At 69.2% G+C, this 18,860-nt stretch carries 16 protein-coding genes; 6 read left to right on the top strand and 10 right to left on the bottom strand.

Going from position 1 to position 18,860, the window contains the following annotated elements; all coding sequences use genetic code 11:
- The first annotated feature begins 41 nt into the window (after window positions 1-41).
- The gene (locus BMY69_RS14480; RefSeq protein WP_177191189.1) at window positions 42-1,205 is read left to right on the top strand and encodes a uroporphyrinogen-III C-methyltransferase; all 1,164 of its coding nucleotides are present in this window, start codon (window positions 42-44) and stop codon (window positions 1,203-1,205) included.
- On the top strand, window positions 1,202-2,458 hold the full coding sequence (locus BMY69_RS14475) for a heme biosynthesis protein HemY (RefSeq protein WP_090179569.1): 1,257 nt from the start codon (window positions 1,202-1,204) through the stop codon (window positions 2,456-2,458). The genes BMY69_RS14480 and BMY69_RS14475 overlap by 4 nt, the downstream gene beginning before the upstream one ends.
- Before the next feature lie 143 nt (window positions 2,459-2,601).
- Here the strand turns inward: BMY69_RS14475 and BMY69_RS14470 are convergent, their stop codons facing one another.
- From BMY69_RS14470 to polA, 4 genes are all read right to left on the bottom strand, one after another.
- The gene (locus BMY69_RS14470; RefSeq protein ID WP_177191188.1) at window positions 2,602-4,401 is read right to left on the bottom strand and encodes an Hsp70 family protein; all 1,800 of its coding nucleotides are present in this window, start codon (window positions 4,399-4,401) and stop codon (window positions 2,602-2,604) included.
- Window positions 4,402-4,488: 87 nt separating this feature from the next.
- The gene (gene uvrD / locus BMY69_RS14465; protein ID WP_090179565.1) at window positions 4,489-6,693 is read right to left on the bottom strand and encodes a DNA helicase II; all 2,205 of its coding nucleotides are present in this window, start codon (window positions 6,691-6,693) and stop codon (window positions 4,489-4,491) included.
- Between the two features lie 174 nt (window positions 6,694-6,867).
- Window positions 6,868-7,086 (bottom strand): hypothetical protein, encoded by a 219-nt coding sequence (locus BMY69_RS14460; RefSeq protein WP_090179564.1) that lies wholly within the window; start codon window positions 7,084-7,086, stop codon window positions 6,868-6,870.
- A gap of 332 nt (window positions 7,087-7,418) precedes the next feature.
- Window positions 7,419-10,145 (bottom strand): DNA polymerase I, encoded by a 2,727-nt coding sequence (gene polA / locus BMY69_RS14455; RefSeq protein ID WP_090179561.1) that lies wholly within the window; start codon window positions 10,143-10,145, stop codon window positions 7,419-7,421.
- Window positions 10,146-10,239: 94 nt separating this feature from the next.
- Here polA and BMY69_RS14450 point away from each other — a divergent pair, with 94 nt between their 5' ends.
- Window positions 10,240-10,758: a DUF2782 domain-containing protein gene (locus BMY69_RS14450; RefSeq protein ID WP_177191187.1), complete on the top strand. Its 519-nt coding sequence runs from the start codon at window positions 10,240-10,242 to the stop codon at window positions 10,756-10,758.
- A gap of 6 nt (window positions 10,759-10,764) precedes the next feature.
- On the opposite strand, the gene BMY69_RS14445 is transcribed toward BMY69_RS14450, so the two are convergent.
- The gene (locus BMY69_RS14445) at window positions 10,765-11,463 is read right to left on the bottom strand and encodes a glutathione S-transferase (protein WP_090179558.1); all 699 of its coding nucleotides are present in this window, start codon (window positions 11,461-11,463) and stop codon (window positions 10,765-10,767) included.
- A gap of 45 nt (window positions 11,464-11,508) precedes the next feature.
- The gene (locus tag BMY69_RS14440; protein WP_090179556.1) at window positions 11,509-12,399 is read right to left on the bottom strand and encodes a LysR family transcriptional regulator; all 891 of its coding nucleotides are present in this window, start codon (window positions 12,397-12,399) and stop codon (window positions 11,509-11,511) included.
- Window positions 12,400-12,495: 96 nt separating this feature from the next.
- Here BMY69_RS14440 and BMY69_RS14435 point away from each other — a divergent pair, with 96 nt between their 5' ends.
- A complete protein-coding gene (locus BMY69_RS14435; RefSeq protein ID WP_090179554.1) occupies window positions 12,496-13,485 on the top strand; it encodes a bile acid:sodium symporter family protein in 990 nt (329 codons plus the stop codon).
- A gap of 68 nt (window positions 13,486-13,553) precedes the next feature.
- On the opposite strand, the gene purH is transcribed toward BMY69_RS14435, so the two are convergent.
- From purH to BMY69_RS14420, 3 genes are all read right to left on the bottom strand, one after another.
- Window positions 13,554-15,143, bottom strand: coding sequence for a bifunctional phosphoribosylaminoimidazolecarboxamide formyltransferase/IMP cyclohydrolase (purH, locus tag BMY69_RS14430; RefSeq protein WP_090179551.1), 1,590 nt, complete (start codon window positions 15,141-15,143; stop codon window positions 13,554-13,556).
- Between the two features lie 71 nt (window positions 15,144-15,214).
- Window positions 15,215-15,448 carry a helix-turn-helix domain-containing protein gene (locus tag BMY69_RS14425; protein WP_090057246.1) on the bottom strand — a complete coding sequence of 78 codons (234 nt, stop codon included), beginning with the start codon at window positions 15,446-15,448 and terminating at the stop codon, window positions 15,215-15,217.
- Between the two features lie 226 nt (window positions 15,449-15,674).
- Window positions 15,675-16,517: a zinc-ribbon and DUF3426 domain-containing protein gene (locus tag BMY69_RS14420; protein WP_090179549.1), complete on the bottom strand. Its 843-nt coding sequence runs from the start codon at window positions 16,515-16,517 to the stop codon at window positions 15,675-15,677.
- Window positions 16,518-16,590: 73 nt separating this feature from the next.
- Here BMY69_RS14420 and prmA point away from each other — a divergent pair, with 73 nt between their 5' ends.
- Entirely contained in the window at window positions 16,591-17,490 is a 900-nt protein-coding gene (prmA, locus tag BMY69_RS14415) for a 50S ribosomal protein L11 methyltransferase (protein WP_090179547.1), read from the top strand.
- 47 nt (window positions 17,491-17,537) lie between these two features.
- Here prmA and BMY69_RS14410 read toward each other — a convergent pair whose 3' ends face one another.
- A complete protein-coding gene (locus tag BMY69_RS14410; protein ID WP_090057239.1) occupies window positions 17,538-18,374 on the bottom strand; it encodes an MlaA family lipoprotein in 837 nt (278 codons plus the stop codon).
- Window positions 18,375-18,550: 176 nt separating this feature from the next.
- Between BMY69_RS14410 and rpoZ the strand changes: the two genes are divergently transcribed.
- Entirely contained in the window at window positions 18,551-18,841 is a 291-nt protein-coding gene (gene rpoZ / locus BMY69_RS14405; RefSeq protein ID WP_090057237.1) for a DNA-directed RNA polymerase subunit omega, read from the top strand.
- Window positions 18,842-18,860: the final 19 nt, after the last annotated feature.

Genomic DNA, 18,860 nt, shown 5'->3' with positions numbered 1-18,860 from the left:
GTGTTCCGTGCGTTGGCGTATGGCCTGCTAGCATGCCCGCCATGACGACCGAGACCCCCCCGACCGATACCGCTCCGGCGACGCCGGCCCCGGCCGCCGCCGCCCGTACCACCGTGCCGCCACGGCGCGTCGATCCGGCGCCTCGGCGCGGCGGTGGCGCGCTGGCGATCGCCATCCTGCTTTCGCTTGCCGCCCTCGGCGCCGCGGGCTACACCGCCTGGACCTCCTGGCAGATGCGCCAGGACCTCGGCGCGGCCAATGGTCTGCGCGGACAGGTCGATACGTTGCAGGCCGCGGTCGACGCCACGCGCGAGGAGAACGCGAACCTTCGCCGCCGCCTCGGCGACGCGGATGCCGTGAGCCGTTCGGCGCGCGAAGAGATGCTCGGCATGTCCGAGCGCACGCGCAATCTCGAGGACGCGGTGGCGAACCTGTCCGAGCGCAGCCTCAGCGGCCACGACGCCATGTTGCTCGACGAAGCGGAATCGCTGCTGCGCATGGCGAAGGAGCGCTTCGCGCTGTTCGGCGACGCCAGCGGCGCGCTGTCCGCCTACGATCTCGCCGACAAGACGCTCGCCGCCGTCAACGACGCGGCGTTCGCGGCGGTCCGCCAGAACGTCACCGCGGAGCGCGAGGCGCTTTCCGCCATCGCGCCGCGCGCCCGCGCGAACGATCTCGCGACGCTCGCGGCCCTGCGTGGCCAGCTGACGACGCTGCCGTTGAAGAGCGACGACGCGAAGACCGCCGAAGGCGCTGAGCAGGGTTTCTGGCAGCGCGCGGGTGCGGCACTGGGCAGCATCGTGCGCGTGAGCCACGACGACGGCACGCCGATCGGTCTCGCCGACGACCGCATCGCGCGCGAACTCGCGGCGCTCGACGTGGCGCACGCCGAAGCGGCCGTGCTCGCGTACGACGACGTCGGCCGCCAGGCGGCGCTGAAGCGCGTCGACGCCGTGCTCGCCGCACGTTTCGACACCACCGCTCCGTCCGTGCAGGCGGCGCGCGCCCGCATCGCCGCGCTGCTCGCCAGCCAGGCGAAGGGTGCCGAACCGAAGCTCGGCGCCGCGCTCGCCGAACTGCGCAACCTGCGCTCGGTGCACGCGCTCCAGGGTGGCGCGCCGACCTCCGGGCCGGCGAAGGCATCGTCCGCCCCGGCGCCCGCGCCGGCCGCCAGCGCCAGCGCGCCGCACGAGGCCACGCCATGAAGCCGTGGCGCTGGGTCGTCGGACTGATTCTCGTCGCGGTCGTCGCGGCGTTCGCCTGGCACTGGGTCGCGGAGGATCCGGGCTACGTGCTCGTGCACCTGCGCGGCACCAACGTGCAGACGACCGTCGTGACCGCCGTGGTGCTGCTTCTGCTCGCCTGGGCCGTGATCACCGCGCTCGTGGCGCTCATCCGCTGGCCGTTCGGCGCGATGACGCGCCGGCATCGCCGGGTGAGCCGCCGTCGCCTCGCCGATGGTCTCGTGTCGCTGATCGAAGGCCGTCACGGCGAGGCGGAACGCGACCTCCATCGCGCCGCGCGTTATCCCTCCTTGCGTGGTCCGGCGTTGCTCGCCGCCGCGGAAGCCGCGGAGCGGCACGGCGACACCACGCGTGCGCTGGAAACGCTGGACGAGGCCGCGCAGGAAACGCCGCGCGCCGCGCGCATCCTTCGCGCACGTCTGCTGCGTCGTTCGGGCCGCGCGTCCGAGGCCGTCGCCCTGCTCGCGCCGGAGGCCGCCGCCGGCGGTCTCACGCCCGCGGGCTGGGTCGAATACGCCGAGGCGTCGCTCGACACGCACGACGCGCGCAGCGCGATGCGGGCGCTGGAGCCGTTGCAGAAGAGCGGCGAGCTCGGTGCTCGCGCGTATGCCGCCTTCGAAGCGCGTGTGATCGCGGCTTACGTCGGCAGTGCCTCGGATGGCGCGTCGCTGGCGACGCTGTGGTCGCAGCTTCCGAAGGGACAGCGCCGCCTTCCCGCCGCGATCGACGCCTACGCGCGGCAGGCCGCGCGTTTCGGCCAGACGATGGCCGCGATGGACGAGATCGAGACCGCGCTGCGTCGCGACTGGTCGCCCGCGCTGGTCGCCACGTACGGCGGCATGGGCGCGGAGGACATCGAACAGCGCCTGCGCCGCGCGGAAAGCTGGATCGACAGCCATCCCAACGACGCCGTGCTGCTGACCGCCGTCGGCCGCATGTGCGTCCGGGTGCGCCTGTGGGGCAAGGCGAAGCCGTACCTCGAACGCGCGCTGGCCATCGAGCCTAGCGCCGACGCCTGGGAAGCGCTCGGTGACGTCTACGTCGGCGAGAATCATCCGGAACTGGCGCAGCGTTGTTACCGCAACGCCCTCGCGCTCGCCCGCGGCGACGCCACGGAAGCGCTGCCGGAGGAACTTCGCGCCCGCCGCATCGACACGCGCGTCACCGCGGTGGAAGAGCGCGACCAGCACGGCGTGCCGCGGCTGTCGCCCTGACACCTATGGGAAGCGCGCTGGCGCGCGAATGGGTGCTCGACGCAAGCGCCCCTTCGCGCGCGAGCGCGCTCCCACCCGACATTAGCCCGGTCGCCGCATCGTGTGACCCTTCGGGTGGGAGCGCGTTCACGCGCGAACGAGCGTCACCGACGAGGCGCCCCGTGCCAGAGCGCGAACGCGCACAGCGCCAGCGCGACGACGATCAGCACGGCGGCACGCCATGCCTTGCGTCGACGATCGCGATCCGCAGCTGCGGCCGCGGTCGACAGGCGTGACTCCGCACCGGGTACGACTCGCTTCGGGCGATCACGCGACGACGCCGGCAACGCATCGAACGCCGCCTTCCAATTCGCCAGCGTGCCCGTCGACACGAAGAGCCCGATCAAGGTCGGAAACCGCTCGCGCATGACGCGCATCTCGGGCCAGCACGGCACGATCGGCGCATCGAGCCGCGCCTCCCCGAGCGCGGCGAGATCGAGCCATTCGAACCGGCGCCTTTCGTCGAGGGCGAGCCAGTCGTCGCCTTCGGTGAGCACGCGGCGAATCCAGTCGCCTCGTGAGCCAAGTGCGTCGAGGTGATCCGCGAGCCGCCAGTGGAACGCGTCGGCCGCCGCTTCGAACACCGCCACGCGTTGCCCGATGCGCTGGGCGACGAGCAGGTCGATCAGGTGCTCTTCGAACTGGCCGGGCGCATCGATGTAGCGCTTGCGCAGCTCGGCGAGCGCGTTCGCCAGCAGTCCCTGCACGGCGGTGACAGGTTGCTTGCCGACGTCGGCGGCGAAGCCCAGCGCCAGGTCCAGTGTCGGGTCGGAAGCAGAGGTTACCGAGGTTGCCGTGGACGACGAAGCGACCGTCGGCGAGGCACGGCTGCCGGTCTCCAGGACATCGAGTCCGCGTAGCGCGCGATCTCCCATCGCGATCCCCGCCTGCACCGCGGCGCCGATGGCGGCGATGTGCATGGGATCGATCGTCGTCGTCGGCTCCCGCGCGAACATCTGCGTCGCGAGCGCACGGATGACCGGCATCCGCGTCGCACCACCGGCGAGGATCACGTGGTCGAGGTCCGCCGCGCGGATACGCGCGAGGCGCATGGCGCGTTCGATCGGGTACCACAGACGATTGAGCAAGGGCTGCGTCAGCGTGGCGAACGTGTCGCCATCCAGCGCGACGCTGACGCTCGTCTCGCCATAGGCCGCCTCGAGATGCGCCGTGCCGCGGCGGGTCAGCTCGCACTTCGCCGTTTCGGCGAGGGCGAGCAGGTCGCGCATGAACGCCACGCTCTCGCCGGCCGCGTCGGGCAGGCCATTGGCGAACGCCTGTGTCGCGATCAGCGCGGTGAAGTCGTCGCCGCCGAGCGAATCGTCGCCCGCGCTGGCGCGCACGCCGATCATGCCGTCGGTCAGCTGGGCCACCGCCACGTCGAAGGTCGCCGCGCCCAGACGGAACACGAGGAACCGCGCCTCGTCGGTGACCAGGTCCACGGCGTGCGCCAGCGCGGCGGCGGTCGCCTCGCTGAGCAGCCGCTCGACCTTGATGCCCGCCAGTTCGCAGGCGGCACGCGTCGCCTCGCGCTGTTCGCCGGAGAAGCACGCCGGCACGGTGACGACCGCCTCGGTGACCGGTTCTCCGAGAAACGCCTCCGCGTCCCGCACCAGCGTGCGCAGCACCAGCGCCGCGAGCTCTTCGGGCCGGTAATCGCGCGTGCCGAGGCGCACCGCGTGCGGGTGCCCGAGGTGTCGACGGAATCGTGTCGCCGTATCCCAGGGATGCGTTTCGCGACGCGCGAGGGCGGCCTTGCCGACGAGGATGCGTCCGTCGTCTCCGACGCCCACGCACGAAGGCGTGAGCACCTCGCCCGCGCCGTTCGGAATCAGGCGCGGCGCGCCGTCGATCCATGCGCAGACGAGGCTGTGGGAGCTACCCAGGTCGATACCGACGATCACGCGATCCTTCCCCTCTGCGTCCGCATCCTCCGGACGCGCCGTCGCCATCGTGGCGACGCGGCGAGCTTCCGTTCCGCGCGACGCCCGTCAGAGCGCGGTGAGGTTCGCGTAAGCGTAAACCAACCACTTGCTGCCGGCATCCTCGAAGTTGACCTGCACGCGCATGTGCGCGCCAGCGCCTTCCGCGCTGACGATCGTGCCCTCGCCGAACGTCGGGTGCCTGACGCGCTGGCCCAGACGAACGGGCGAGGGCTCCTCCAGCGACGACGCGGCGAAGCGGTCCGCATAGGCCGGACGCGACACCTGCACGCGCGGGCGCAGTTCGTCGATGAGTTCGGGCGGGATCTCGCCCAGGAATCGCGACGGTCGGGCGAGCATCTCGGTGCCGTGCATGCGGCGCGACTCGGCATGCGACACGTAGAGGCGCTCGCGGGCACGCGTGATGCCCACATAGGCCAGGCGGCGCTCTTCCTCCAGCCGGTTTTCCTCCTCGGTGGAGCGCTGGCTGGGGAACAGGCCTTCCTCCATGCCCACGAGGAACACGACGGGGAATTCGAGGCCCTTCGCCGAATGCAGCGTCATGAGCTGCACGCAGTCGTCCCAGGCCTCGCCCTGGCCTTCGCCGGCTTCGAGCGCGGCATGCGACAGGAAGGCGGAGAGCTCGTTGAGACCGGCGTCGACATCTTCCGGCGTCATCTCGAAACGGCTGGCGACGTTGACCAGCTCGTCCAGGTTCTCGACGCGCGCCTCGCCGTTGCCGCGCTTGTCGTTCTCGTAGAAGTCGCGCAGGCCGGTGTGGACGATCGCGTGCTCGATCTGCTCGGCCAGGTCCAGCGCGGTCGGTTCCTCGTCGGCCTCGGCATCGCCGCGACCGGCGAACGTGCGTGCCAGGTTGTCGATCAGACCGATGAAGGCCTTGATGGCGTTCTTCGCGCGCCCAGCCAGCGAACCGATCGAGGCCTCGGTCAGCGACGCTTCCCACATCGAACTGCCGTCGGCGCGCGCGCGGCGGCGCAGCTCGTCGAGCGTTCGATCGCCGATGCCGCGCGGCGGCGTGTTCACGGCGCGCTCGAAGGCGGCGTCGTCGTGGCGGTTGGACGCGAGGCGCAGGTACGCGAGCGCGTCCTTGATCTCCGCGCGATCGAAGAAGCGTAGTCCGCCGTACACGCGGTAAGGCAGGTCGCGCTGGATCAGCTGTTCTTCGAAGTTGCGGGACTGCGCGTTGGAGCGGTACAGGATGGCGCAGTCGCGCGCGTTGCCGTGCTCGGCGATGTATTCGCGGATGCGCTCGATGACGAAGCGTGCTTCGTCCTGCTCGTTGTAGGCCGCATACAACGCGATGCGCTCGCCTTCGCCGCCGTCCGTCCACAGCTGCTTGCCAAGACGGCCGCCGTTGCGCGCGATGACCGCGTTGGCGGCGTTGAGGATCGTCGAGGTCGAACGGTAGTTCTGCTCGAGGCGGATGGTCTTCGCGCCAGGGAAGTCGCGCAGGAACTGCTGCACGTTCTCCACCTTCGCGCCGCGCCAGCCGTAGATCGCCTGATCGTCGTCGCCCACCACGAAGGCCTGGCCGGTATTGCCCGCGAGCACGCGGATCCACGCGTACTGCAGCGTGTTGGTGTCCTGGAACTCGTCGATCAGCAGGTAGCGCCAGCGATCCTGATAGTGCTTCAGCACCTGCGGATCCTTCAGCCACAGCTCGTGCGCGCGCAGCAGCAGTTCGGCGAAATCGACGAGGCCGGCGCGCTGGCACTGCTGCTCGTACGCCTTGTAGATCTCCACGAAGGTGCGCGTCACCGGGTGGTCGCGGTGCTCGATCGCGTCGGGGCGCTTGCCCTCGTCCTTCCAGTTGTTGATCTGCCAGGACGCCTGACGAGGCGGAAAGCGCGCCTCGTCGAGGCCCATGCCCGCGATCACGCGCTTGATGAGGCGCTGCTGGTCGTCGGAATCCAGGATCTGGAAGCCCTCGACGAGACCCGCCTCGCGCCAGTGCCGGCGGAGCAGGCGGTGCGCGATGCCGTGGAACGTGCCGACCGTCAGCCCCTGCGTGCCGCCCGGAATCAGTCCGTCCAGGCGCGCGCGCATCTCGCCGGCCGCCTTGTTGGTGAACGTCACCGCGAGGATCGCCCACGGCGGCACCCGTTCGACCTGGGTCAGCCAGCCGATGCGGTGGGTGAGGACGCGGGTCTTGCCGGAGCCGGCGCCCGCGAGGATCAGGTAGTGGCCGGGCGGGGCGCTGACGGCCTCGCGCTGGGCGTCGTTCAGGGAGTCGAGCAGGTGGGAAACGTCCATCGGGACATTGTAGCGGAGGGGCACGGGCGGCCTGCGCCGCAGGCCTGGGAGATGGGAGGTGGGAAATGGGGGCGCACTGATGAGTGCCTGGAGGCGGAATGATCCGTCACGACGCCAGCCCCCTCAGTCGACCAAGGCGCCGCCCCCAACTCCCATCCCCCAACCCCCCGACGATCATTTCTTCCGCGCGATCCCCGCCACCGCCACGATGCCGCCGATCACGATGCCGGCGATGCCGACCCACTGCGGAATGGCCTTGTCATGGGTGGCTTCGATCTTGGCGGGGCCGATGGACGCCACCGTATCGGTCTTGCTGTAGCTGCCGTTACCCAGGGTCACCCAGAGACCGAGGCCGATGAGGATGACGCCGACGACGATGAGACCTGCACGCATGTGGATTCCTCCCGTTGAATGTGGCGCCGAGGATGCGTGGGGCCATGTCGAGGGATCGTGTGGGCAAAAAAAACCCCGAGAGCCAGGGGAGCTCTCGGGGCCGGTGACCGACATGACCCAGGGGAAGATCGTGCCGGCCGCAGGGTGACCCCAGGGAGGCGGAGTCCACCGATGGGACGCCGTTGCGTGCGTCCGAAGCTTTAGAGGGCCGGACCCACGGAAAGTTGCAACGCCAGGCCGAAAAAAGTCAGTTGGCGTTCATCGGTAATGCTTTCAGACGCTTGCGGCCCCGGCAATGGCTTGGCCTTAGGGAAATTTAACGCCGGAAGGTCTCAGTGCGCCTCGTCCCAGTTGGCTCCCACGCCGATGTCGACCTGCAGCGGCACGCTCAGGCTGGCGGCGCCGGTCATGTGTTTCTCGATACCGGCGCGGACCTCGTCCACGGCGTCCTCGCGCACCTCGAAGACGAGTTCGTCGTGCACCTGCATCAGCAGGCGCACGTCGTCGCGCGGCTCGATCCACGCCGCCACCGCGATCATCGCGCGCTTGATGATGTCCGCCGCCGTGCCCTGCATCGGCGCGTTGATCGCCGCGCGCTCGGCGCCGGCGCGGTGCGCCTGGTTGCGCGACTTCAGGTTCTCCAGGTACAGCCGGCGGCCGAACAGCGTCTGGACGTAACCATCGCGATGGGCCTGTTCGCGGGTGGCGTCCATGAAGGCGCGCACACCCGGGTAGCGCGAGAAGTAGCGGCCCATGTAATCGGACGCCTCACCGCGGTCGACGCCGAGCTGGCGCGCGAGGCCGAACGCGCTCATGCCGTACATCAGGCCGAAGTTGATCGCCTTCGCGGCGCGGCGCTGGTTCGGCGTGACCTCGTCGGGCGTCACGCCGAAGACTTCCGCCGCCGTGGCGCGGTGCACGTCGCCGCCTTCGCGGAACGCGCGCACGAGGCCTTCGTCGTTCGACAGGTGGGCCATGATCCGCAGCTCGATCTGCGAGTAGTCGGCGGCGACGATGCGCCAGCCGTCGGGCGCGACGAACGCCTGGCGGATGCGCCGGCCTTCCTCGGTACGCACGGGGATGTTCTGCAGGTTCGGGTCGGACGAGCTGATGCGTCCCGTCGCGACGGCGCCCTGGTGGTAGCTCGTGTGCACGCGGCCCGTGCGCGGATTGACGATGCCCGCGAGCTTGTCGGTGTACGTGGAGCGCAGCTTGGCGAGACCGCGGTATTCGAGGATCAGTCGCGGCAGTTCGTGCGCATCGGCGATCGCCTCCAGCGCTTCCTCGTTGGTCGAGGGTTGGCCGGTGGGCGTCTTGATCTTCGCCGCCAGGCCGAGCTCGTCGAACAGCACGGCCTGCAGCTGCTTCGGCGAGTCGAGGTTGAACTCGTGGCCTGCGGACGCGTATGCCTGCTGTTGCAGTTCGACCATGCGCTTGCCGAGCTGCTGGCTCTGCATGCGCAGGTTGTCCGCGTCGATCAGGACGCCCGTGCGCTCCATCTTCGCCAGCACCGGCACGAGCGGGATCTCGATGTCCGTGTACACGCTGCGCAGCGAAGGCTCCGCTTCGAGCTTCGCCCAGAGCGCCTGGTGCAGGCGCAGCGTGATGTCGGCATCCTCGGCGGCGTAGCGGCAGGCGATGTCGCAGTCCACGTGCGAGAACGGGATCTGCTTCGCCCCCTTGCCGGCCACTTCCTCGTACTTGATGGTGGTGTACCCGAGGTAGCGCGAGGCGAGGGAATCCATGTCGTGGCGCGTCGCCGTGGCGTTGTAGACATACGACTCCAGCATCGTGTCGTGCGCCAGGCCGCGCAGCGCGATGCCGTAATGCGACAGCACGTTGATGTCGTACTTGCCGTGCTGGCCGACCTTGGGCCGCGTGGCGTCCTCGAGGATCGGCTTCAGCGCGCCCAGCACGTGCTCCGTCGACAGCTGCTGCGGCGCGCCGGGGTAATCGTGCGTGAGCGGCACGTACGCCGCCTTGCCCGGCTCCACCGCGAGCGAAAGGCCCACGATGTCGGCGCGCATCGCGTCGATGCTCGTCGTTTCGGTGTCGAAGGCGATCAGTGGCGCGGTCTCGAGCTTCTCGAGCCACGTCGCGAGCGCGGCCTCGGTGACGACGAGCTCGTACTCGCCGTCCACGGAAAGCGCGGCGTCGACCACCGGGGCGGGTGACGCCGGGGTTGCCGCGGCGGGAGCCGGTGCGGCGGCATCGCCGCCGGCTTCCAGTTCCTTCAACGCCGCCTTGAAGTCGTAGCGGGCGTAGAGCTCGCGCAGCGCCTCGACGTCGCGCTCGCGCATCGCCAGGTCGGTCGGCCCCTGCTCGAGCGGCACGTCGGTACGGATCGTGACCAGTTCGCGGGAGAGGGGCAGGCGCGGCATCGCGGCGCGCAGGTTCTCGCCGATCTTGCCGCCGATCTTGTCCGCGTTCGCGAACAGGGCATCGAGCGTGCCGTACTCGCCGAGCCACTTGGCCGCGGTCTTCGGGCCGCATTTCTCCACGCCGGGCACGTTGTCGATGCTGTCGCCCATCAGCGTGAGGTAGTCGACGATCTGCTCGGGGCGCACGCCGAATTTATCGATCACGCCGTCGATGTCCATCGTCGTGTTCGACATCGTGTTGATCAGCACGATGTGCGCGCCGACGAGCTGGGCGAAGTCCTTGTCGCCGGTGGAGATGATCGTGTCGATGCCTTGCGCGGCGGCCTGCACGGCCAGCGTGCCGATCACGTCGTCGGCTTCGACGCCCGGCACGCAGAGGATCGGGAAGCCCAGCGCGCCGACGATCTTCATCATCGGTTCGATCTGCGCGCGCAGGTCGTCGGGCATGGACGGCCGGTTCGCCTTGTAGTCGGCGTAGAGGTCGTCGCGGAACGTGCGGCCCGGCGCGTCGCAGACGAAGGCCACGTAGTCGGACCCGGCCTTCATCGTCGTGCGCAGCATGTTGACGATGCCGAACAGCGCGCCCGTGGGCTCGCCGAAGGTGTTGGTCAGGGGAGGCAGCGCGTGGAACGCGCGGTACAGGTACGAGGACCCGTCGATGAGCGTGAGCGTAGGCATCCCCGGATTCTCTCACGGCCCCGCGTGGGGCGTCCGTTCACGCCGCCGCGGGCGTGGGAATTGCTATCCTCGACTCCCCGTACGGAGACCCTCCATGAACCGCTCGCACGCTCTCGTCGCCGCGCTTGCCCTGGCCCTGGCGCTCCCTGCCGCCGCCCAGAACGCCACGGATCCCAAGCTGAAGGCCCTGCCGCCGCCGGCGCTCAACGATCCGGGCCATCAGCCGGGCGAGCCGGACCGCTCGGGGCAGAAGCCGATCCCCCGTCCCGTGCCCTACGACCAGGCTCAGGACGCCGACCAGTACAAGTCCACGCCGGCCACGTCCGACGCGCAGGGCTCGAAGGTCTCCGCCGCCAACCTGCCGGACCTGGGTTCGGACGGCGTGCCGGAGATCGTGGAGAAGCAGGAGGGCGAGAACAAGATTCAGGAGTTCCGCCAGAACGGCAAGCTCTACCAGGTGGTCGTCGTCCCGAAGAACGGCATCCCGCAGTACTACGACGTCGACGACGCGGGCAATCGCACGCTCCGGGGCACCATGCAGAACGGTGTCCGCCCCACCGAGTACAAGGTCTACGAGTGGGGCAACGCGCCGAAGCCGGTCGATTCCAACTGAGTGGCGTTACCCGTCGAGCTCCGGGTAATGCCGGAAGATCCCGTTCGTGTTGAACGGGATCCGCCGTTCCGAGGCGAGGTAGGCGGCGATGTTCGGCCGGTCGGCGACGCGCTTCGCGAGGTCGCGCAGCAGCGGCACCTTCTGCCTGGCCATCGCCTTCGGGAACGCGTAGTCGAGGCCGGCCATCACCTGGAACAGCGACAGGTCGACATAGGAATGCTGGCGTAGCGGGAAGCGGCCGCCGCCGCGGTCGATCGCCTTCTCGAAATAGCCCAGGAACTTCGGCACGCGGTTCTCGCGGAAATCCTTCGCGCGCCGCTTCGCCTCGTCGCGCTGGTCCTCGTAATACTCGGACGACGATACCGGATGGTGCGTGTCGTGCACCTCCGCGACGAAGTCCGTGATCGTCAGTTCCAGCTGGTGCGCATAGAGCGCGGCCGCCTCGCCTTCGGGCACGAGGCCGTGCCTGGGTCCGAGGTAATGCAGGATGTTCGCCACCTGCGCGATCACCAGCCGGCCGGACTTCAGGAACGGCGGCGCGAAGGGCAGGGCGCCCGCGTGCTCGCCGTCGAGGAACGGCATGATGGCGTCGTCGCCTTGCTCGCGCGCCACGTCGACGTAGGGCGCCGCGGCGTCCTCGAGGCACAGGCGGACGAACTCGCCGCGTCCCTGCAGGCCCGTCCAGTAATAGAGCTGGTACGCCATCGCGATCCTCCGTCGGGTCAAAACCGGACGATGCCGCGCGGTCGCTCAAGCCAGCGTGAGCGCGGCGTCCCGGAAGGTGTCCCACGCCGTCTGGGCGGGTGGCGACAGCGAACGCGCCCGCCTGCGAACGAGCGTCACCTCGCGATGCACCTCGGGGTTGAGGCGCAGCGCGACCAGCCCCGGCCGCATCGCGTCCAGCGAGAGCGCGGGCGTGACCGTGACGCCGAGCCCGGCCTCGACCATGCGGAACGCCGTGTGCGGATGGCCGACCTCCAGGGTCACGTTCACCGCTAGGCCGCGCGACGCGAAGGCGGTGTCGATCAGGCGGCGGCTGCCGGAGGCGTGGTCGAGCAGCACGAGGTCTTCGTGCGCCAGCGCCTTCCACGCCACGGCGCTTCTCGACGCCAGCGGGTGATCCTCGCGACAGACGAAGCGGAAAGGATCGCGAAGGATCGTCTCCGTGTCGAACTCCTCCGCGGTGGCCGGTTCGACGCTGAGACCGAAATCGACCTCGCCACCCCGCACCGCGTCGAGCACCTGCGCCTGCGTCTGATCGCGCAGCAGGATCTCCAGCGAAGGATGGTCCTTCGCGCAGCGCGCGATGCCCAGCGGGACGAGCGCGGCGGAAAGAGTCGGCACGGCCGCGATGCGTACCCGGCCCCGGAGCGGGTCCGCCTGCGCCCGGGCGTGCGCGAGCACGCCGTCCAGCTCGTCGAGCACGCGCGACAGGGCCTGTTCGAGGTAGCGACCGGCTTCCGTCGGCACCACCTCGCGCGTGCTGCGGTCGAACAGCCGCACGTCGAGTTCGGCTTCGAGATCGGCGATGAGCCGGCTCACCGCGGGCTGCGTGAGATGCAGGGCGTCCGCGGCCCGGCGGAAATGGCGATGGCCGGCCACGGCGAGGAAGGCGCGAAGCTGGCGCATCGAGACATTCATGCCGTAAATCTATCACCGAATCAGATAAAACGATTTGCCTTATGGATCGTCCGGCGTTGCAATAGTCTCCACTCCCGCGCCGACCGACACGCCGCCATGCGCCGCTTCCTGCCCGATGGATTCACCCTTTCGCTGATCGCGACGGTGCTGCTCGCCAGCGTTCTCCCGTGCCGAGGGGCGGTCGCCAGCGTCTTCGGAGTCGTCACGGACCTCGCGATCGCGCTGCTGTTCTTCCTGCATGGCGCGAAGCTGTCGCGCGCCGCGGTGGTGGCCGGCATGACGAACTGGCGGCTCCACCTCACGGTGCTCGCCAGCACGTTCGTGCTGTTCCCGCTGCTCGGCCTGGTGCTGAAGCCCGTGCTGGCGCCGCTCGTGTCGCCCGATCTTTACCTGGGCATCCTGTTCCTGTGCACGCTGCCGTCCACCGTGCAGTCGTCCATCGCGTTCACGTCGATCGCGCGCGGCAACGTGCCGGCGGCGATCGTGTCCGCATCGGCGTCGAGCATGCTGGGCATCTTCATCACGCCGTTGCTGGTGGGCGTGCTGATCGCGGGATCGGGGCAGGGCGCGCTTTCGTGGGATTCGATCGGCGCCATCGTGCTGCAGCTGTTCGTCCCGTTCGTCGCGGGGCAGGTGGCGCAGCGCTGGATCGGCGGCTGGGTGACGCGCCATGCCGCGCTGCTCACGTACGTCGATCGCGGTTCGATCCTGCTGGTGGTGTACACCGCGTTCAGCGCGGCGGTGCTGCAGGGTCTGTGGCATCAGTTGCCCGTGCCCGTCCTCGCCGGGCTGATCGTGGTCAACGCGGTGCTCCTGGCCTGCGCGCTGCTGATCACCCGCTACGGTTCGCGCGCGCTCGGCTTTTCGAAGGAGGACGAGATCACGATCGTCTTCTGCGGCTCGAAGAAGAGCCTCGCCTCGGGCGTGCCGATGGCGAAGGTGCTCTTCGCCGGCCATCCGCTGGGCCTGATCGTGCTGCCGATCATGCTGTTCCACCAGATCCAGCTGATGACCTGCGCGGTGCTGGCGCGACGTTACGCGTTGCGCCGCGAGGAAGGAGCGCGCCTGAAGGCCGCCGTGCGCTGAGTCACCCTTCGGCAGCGACGTGCCTGCCGAAGGGTGGGAGTCGATCGCATCGGCGATCCGGGATCGCCTCAGTGGCGGAAGTGCCGCACGCCCGTGAACACCATCGCCATGTCGTGCTCGTCGGCCGCGGCGATCACCTCGTTGTCGCGCATCGAGCCGCCCGGCTGGATCACGGCGCGGATGCCCGCCGCGGCGGCGGCGTCGATGCCGTCGCGGAACGGGAAGAACGCATCGGAGGCCATCGCGCTGCCCGGCACCACGAGCCCGGCTTCCTCGGCCTTGAGGCCCGCGATCTTCGCGCTGACGACGCGGCTCATCTGGCCCGCGCCGATACCGATCGTGCGGTTGTCCTTCGCGTAGACGATCGCGTTGGACTTGACCATCTTCGCCACGCGCCAGGCGAACAGCAGGTCGTCGAGTTCGGCCGTCGTCGGCTGGCGCTTGCTGACGACCTTGAGCTCGTCCCGCCGCACCTGGCGATGGTCGGCCGTCTGTACCAGCAGGCCCGAGCCGACGCGCTTCACGTCGTGGGTGTTGCGGCCGTCGCCTGGCGGAATCTCCAGCACGCGGACGTTCGCCTTCTTCGCCGCTTCCTCCACGGCGCCCGCGTCGACCTGCGGGGCGATCAGCACCTCGACGAACTGGCGCTTCAGGATCGTGCGCGCCGTCTCGGCATCGAGAGGGCGGTTGAACGCGATGATGCCGCCGAACGCCGAGGTCGGATCGGTCGCATAGGCGAGTTCATAGGCGGTCAGCGGGTCCGCCGCGACGGCGACGCCGCACGGGTTCGCGTGCTTCACGATCACGCAGGCGGGGGCGTCGAACTGGCGCACGCATTCCCACGCGGCATCCGCGTCGGCGATGTTGTTGAACGAGAGTTCCTTGCCCTGCAGCTGGCGGAACGTCGCGAGCGTGCCCGGCGCGGGATACAGGTCGCGGTAGAACGCGCCGGCCTGGTGCGGATTCTCGCCGTAGCGCAGGTCCATCACCTTCACGAAGCGGCCGTTCGACTGCTCCGGGAATTCGTTGCGGCCCGCGATCTTCGTGTGGGTCTCGTCGAGCGTGACGCCCGATAGGTAGTCGCTGATCGCGCCGTCGTAGTTCGACACGCGATTGAACGCCGCGACGGAAAGACGGAAGCGCGTCGCGCGGGTCAGGCCGCCCTTGCCTTCGATCTCGGCGAGCGCCTCGTCGTACTGCGCGGGATCCGTGAGCACGCCGACGTCGTTCCAGTTCTTCGCCGCCGCGCGAAGCATCGCGGGGCCGCCGATGTCGATGTTCTCGATGGCGTCTTCCAGCGTGCACGCCGGATCGGCGACCGTGCGCTCGAACGGATAGAGGTTCAGCACCAGCAGGTCGATCGGCAGGATGCCGTGTTCGGCCATGACGGCGTCGTCGGTACCGCGGCGGCCGAGCAGACCACCGTGCACGCGCGGGTGCAGCGTCTTCACGCGGCCGGCCATGATCTCGGGAAAGCCGGTGAGGTCGCCGACGTCGCGCACGGGGATGCCCGCGTCGCGCAGCGCCTTCGCGGAGCCACCGGTGGAGAGGATGTCGACGTTCGCGGCGACGAGGCGACGGGCGAGTTCCGTCAGGCCCTGCTTGTCGGACACGCTGACGAGCGCACGGCGGACGGGAACGAGATCGGGCGTGGACATGGGCACTTCCGGGGAGGAAAGCGCGCCATTATAGCCGCCCGGACGTCCGCGCGGCCCGGCGGGTGGCCGGATCAGGAAATGCCGTGCGCGGCGAGCTTCTTGCGCAGGGTGGCGCGGTTGATGCCGAGCGCCACGGCGGCGCGGCTCTGGTTGCCTTCGTGGAAGGCGAGCACTTCGCGCAGCAGGGGACCTTCGACTTCACGGATCACGAGGGCATGCAGGCCTTCGCCGAACTCGGTGTCACCGATGTCGGCCAGGTAGCGACGGACCGTGCGGCTGACGCATTCGCTGAGGGCACTCTGCATGGAGGTTTCGTTGGCAGCCTCGACAGCAGTCAGTCTCACAGCGTTCAAGGCATTCCCCTCTCGCAGGCCGAAGCGGTCGCCTCGGTCGGTTCGTGTTCGTTTCGGTCGCTTGGATGTGCGCTCGGGGCGCGTCCTTCCGGACGGCCGCGAAGTCGCGAAGGGGACCAAGTCTACTCGCCCCCGGGAGCGAATTGCAGACTTGCAAAAAGAAATTTTTTCGAACGGCTCAGTCGAAGCTGAAGGCGAAAGCGACGGCCCGCTGGCCCGGGTCTTGCACTTCGAACACCATCGCCGAGGTGGCGCCCGCCGCCATGCCGCGTGAACGGGTGCCGGCGTCGCCCACGTAGTCCTCGGGCTGGAAGCGGCGCATCGCCAGGCGATGGCCTTCGGCGTCGGAGAGCGCGATCGTGACGACGGGATACGGTTGGGCGAACGTCGCGTCGTTGCGCACGCTCGCCGTGATGAGCAGGCCGTCGGTGACGGACGGATGCTGTTCGACGTCGCGCGCGAGCAGGCGCAATTGCGACGGCGCCGCGACGAGCGGAAGATGGCAGCCCACCATCGCGCAACCGCTCGCGAGCATCGGCCCCACCGTCGCGTCGGCGATCAGCACGTCGCGTTTCGCCCAGGCCAGTTGCGCGCCGAGACCGAGCACCAGCACCGTGCACGTCGCGATCCACGCGGCGGTGCGCCACGAGCGTCGCTTCGCGCGCGCGAAGCGTGGTGTGAACGTCAGCTGCGAGAAATCCTCCTCGACCGCGTCCTCCGTCGCGACCGCTTCGTCCGTGACGGCCTGGGCCGCGTCGGCGGGCGCTTCCGTCCAGGGCTCCGGCACCGGCTTCGGCTCGGGGCGCGGCCGGAACACCGCCACGTCGGCGAGCGGCGGCTCGCGATCCAGCGCGTGCTCCTCCAGTCGCGTGAAGGGCTCCGGAGGCAGCTGGCCGGCGAGCGTCCCGAGCGCGTTGAAGACGGTCTCGCAATGGCCGCAACGCAGGCAGCCGCAGGCGGGCACCAGCAGCTCGGCTTCCAGCTTGTAGACGGTGAGGCACTCGGGGCACTGCGTATACATCGGCCGATCATAACGGCCGCGCCGCGTCCTTGCGCGGCTAGAATGAGGCCCCGCTTCCCCGATGGTCCCGTCCATGCCCTGGCTCGAACTTTCCCTGACGATCCGTGCCGCCGAACAGCCGCGCGTCGAAACCGCGCTCGAAGACCTCGGCGCGCTTTCCATCACGCTGCAGGACGCCGACGCCGAGACGCCCGACGAGGAAGCGATCTTCGAACCGGGCGTCGGCGAGATTCCGCTGTGGAACCAGATCGTGCTCAACGCGCTGTTCGACGCCGATGCCGACCGGCGCGGCCTCACCGCCGCGATCGCCGACGACCTGCCGTTCATCGAGCCCGCCAACATCGTCTGGCGCGTCGTCGACGACCAGGACTGGGAGCGCGCGTGGATGGACCAGTTCAAGCCGATGCCGTTCGGCCGGCGCCTGTGGGTCTATCCGTGGAACATCGAGCCTCCGGTGGAGGGCGACATCGTCGTCGTGCGCCTCGATCCCGGCCTCGCGTTCGGCACCGGCACCCATCCCACGACGGCGATGTGCCTCGAGTGGCTCGACGGCCAGCAGCTGGCCGGCAAGACCGTCCTGGACTACGGCTGCGGCTCCGGCATCCTCGCCATCGCCGCGCTGAAGCTCGGCGCGTCGCGGGCGGTGGGCATCGACAACGATCCGCAGGCGCTGCTCGCCTCGCGCGACAACGCGGAGCGCAACGACGTCGACGCGGACCTCCAGGTCTACCTTCCCGGCGAAGCTCCCGCCGTGCCCGCCGACGTCCTCGTCGCGAACATCCTCGCCGGCCCGCTGGGCGAACTGGCCCCGACGTTCGCCGCGGCCGTGAAGCCCGGCGCGCCGTTCGCCCTCTCCGGCATCCTGCAGGGCCAGCACGAGGAACTGCTGGTGCGTTACGCCGAGTGGTTCGATGACCTGGACGTGCGCACGATGGAGGACTGGGTCCGGATCAGCGGCCGCCGCAAGGCCTGAGTCGCCAGGACGCCGTCAAAAAGAAAGGGCCCCGAGGGGCCCTTTCTTCATTCGACCTTGGGGTCGTTCTGCTTTTCCCAGGAGTGCTGCTCCTGGAGGAGCTTGTCCGGGTCGAAGCCCTGGTCGTCGTTCAGGCCCTGCATCTCCTCGATCGCCGAGGCCGGCGGGTTGCCGTAGTAGATGTTGTACAGGCGCTGCTGGCGGTAGGCGTCGCGCACGAAGACGTACGGGTCGTAGGCCGAGGCGAGGAAGCTCTCCGCGTCGATGCCGCGCGAGCGCAGGGTCACGAGGTAGAGCAGCTGCGGCACGTACTGCTGGCCGTACTTGAAGTCGTGGTTGCGGCTGTAATAGCTGAGTGGGTCGAAGAAGTAGCTGTCGACCGGCAGGCGCCAGACGTCGCGGACCGTGGTCGGGCCGACGAACGGCAGCACGAGGTAGTCGCCCTCGGGCACGCCCCAGCGGGCCAGCGTCACGCCGAAGTCGTTGTCTTCCAGCGGGATGCCCAGCAGGCTGGCGGGATCCTTGAAGCCGAGGAAGCCGATCGTCAGGTTCACCACGAAGCGGCCAGTCGTCTGCAGCGCCTGCTTCGGACGGAACTGGAGCAGGTCGTTGGCGACCGTGATCGGCAGGCGGATGTTGGTGTAGAAGTCGCTGATCGCCGTGCGCACCGGCGGGTTCGTGACCTTCCGGTAGCCGACCGCGACCGGGCGGATGACCGCCTTGTCGAGCTTGTCGTTGAACGCGTACACCTTGCGGTTGAACTTCTCGTTCGGGTCGTCGGTGCGTGGCGGGGCGACGTGACAGGCCGCGAGCAGCGCGACGGCCACGAGGCCGAGGAGGGTACGGGCGGTCCGGGCAATCCGGTGCGGGGTCGTGGGGCGCATCGCTGGGGCTTTAGGGGTGGGGCGGTGGTTTAGTGTACCGCGCGGTTTTATTATTTGCACTAAAAGCCGTCCGTCCTGGTCAGAACCGCGCATGATACCCCTACCCCGATTGCCAGCCAACGGGCCGGACCGGTAAACTGCACGGTCAGAAGTGTCTTTATTGTCAAGGATTTGAAATGGCCCGTATTACCGTCCAGGACTGCCTCGAGGTAGTCGACAACCGCTTCGAGCTCGTGCTCATGGCGACCAAGCGCGCCCGTCAGCTGTCCAAGGGCGCCGAGCCGACGCTCGATCCGAACAACGACAAGCCGACCGTGCTCGCCCTGCGCGAGATCGCCGCGCGTCGCGTCAACGACGACATGATCGACGAAATCGACCGCGCCGCGCGTGAACGCGCCGAGCGTGAAGCCCTCGAGTGGGCCGCCACCGAAGTGGACGACGACCTCTCGAAGGGTGGAGATGACTGATGACGCCGGGTCGCTGTCG

It is taken from the genome of Luteibacter sp. UNC138MFCol5.1, assembly GCF_900110505.1.
Taxonomy (GTDB): domain Bacteria; phylum Pseudomonadota; class Gammaproteobacteria; order Xanthomonadales; family Rhodanobacteraceae; genus Luteibacter.
Note: the sequence above shows the minus strand (reverse complement) of the source record. Positions and strands in the feature narration are given on the sequence as shown.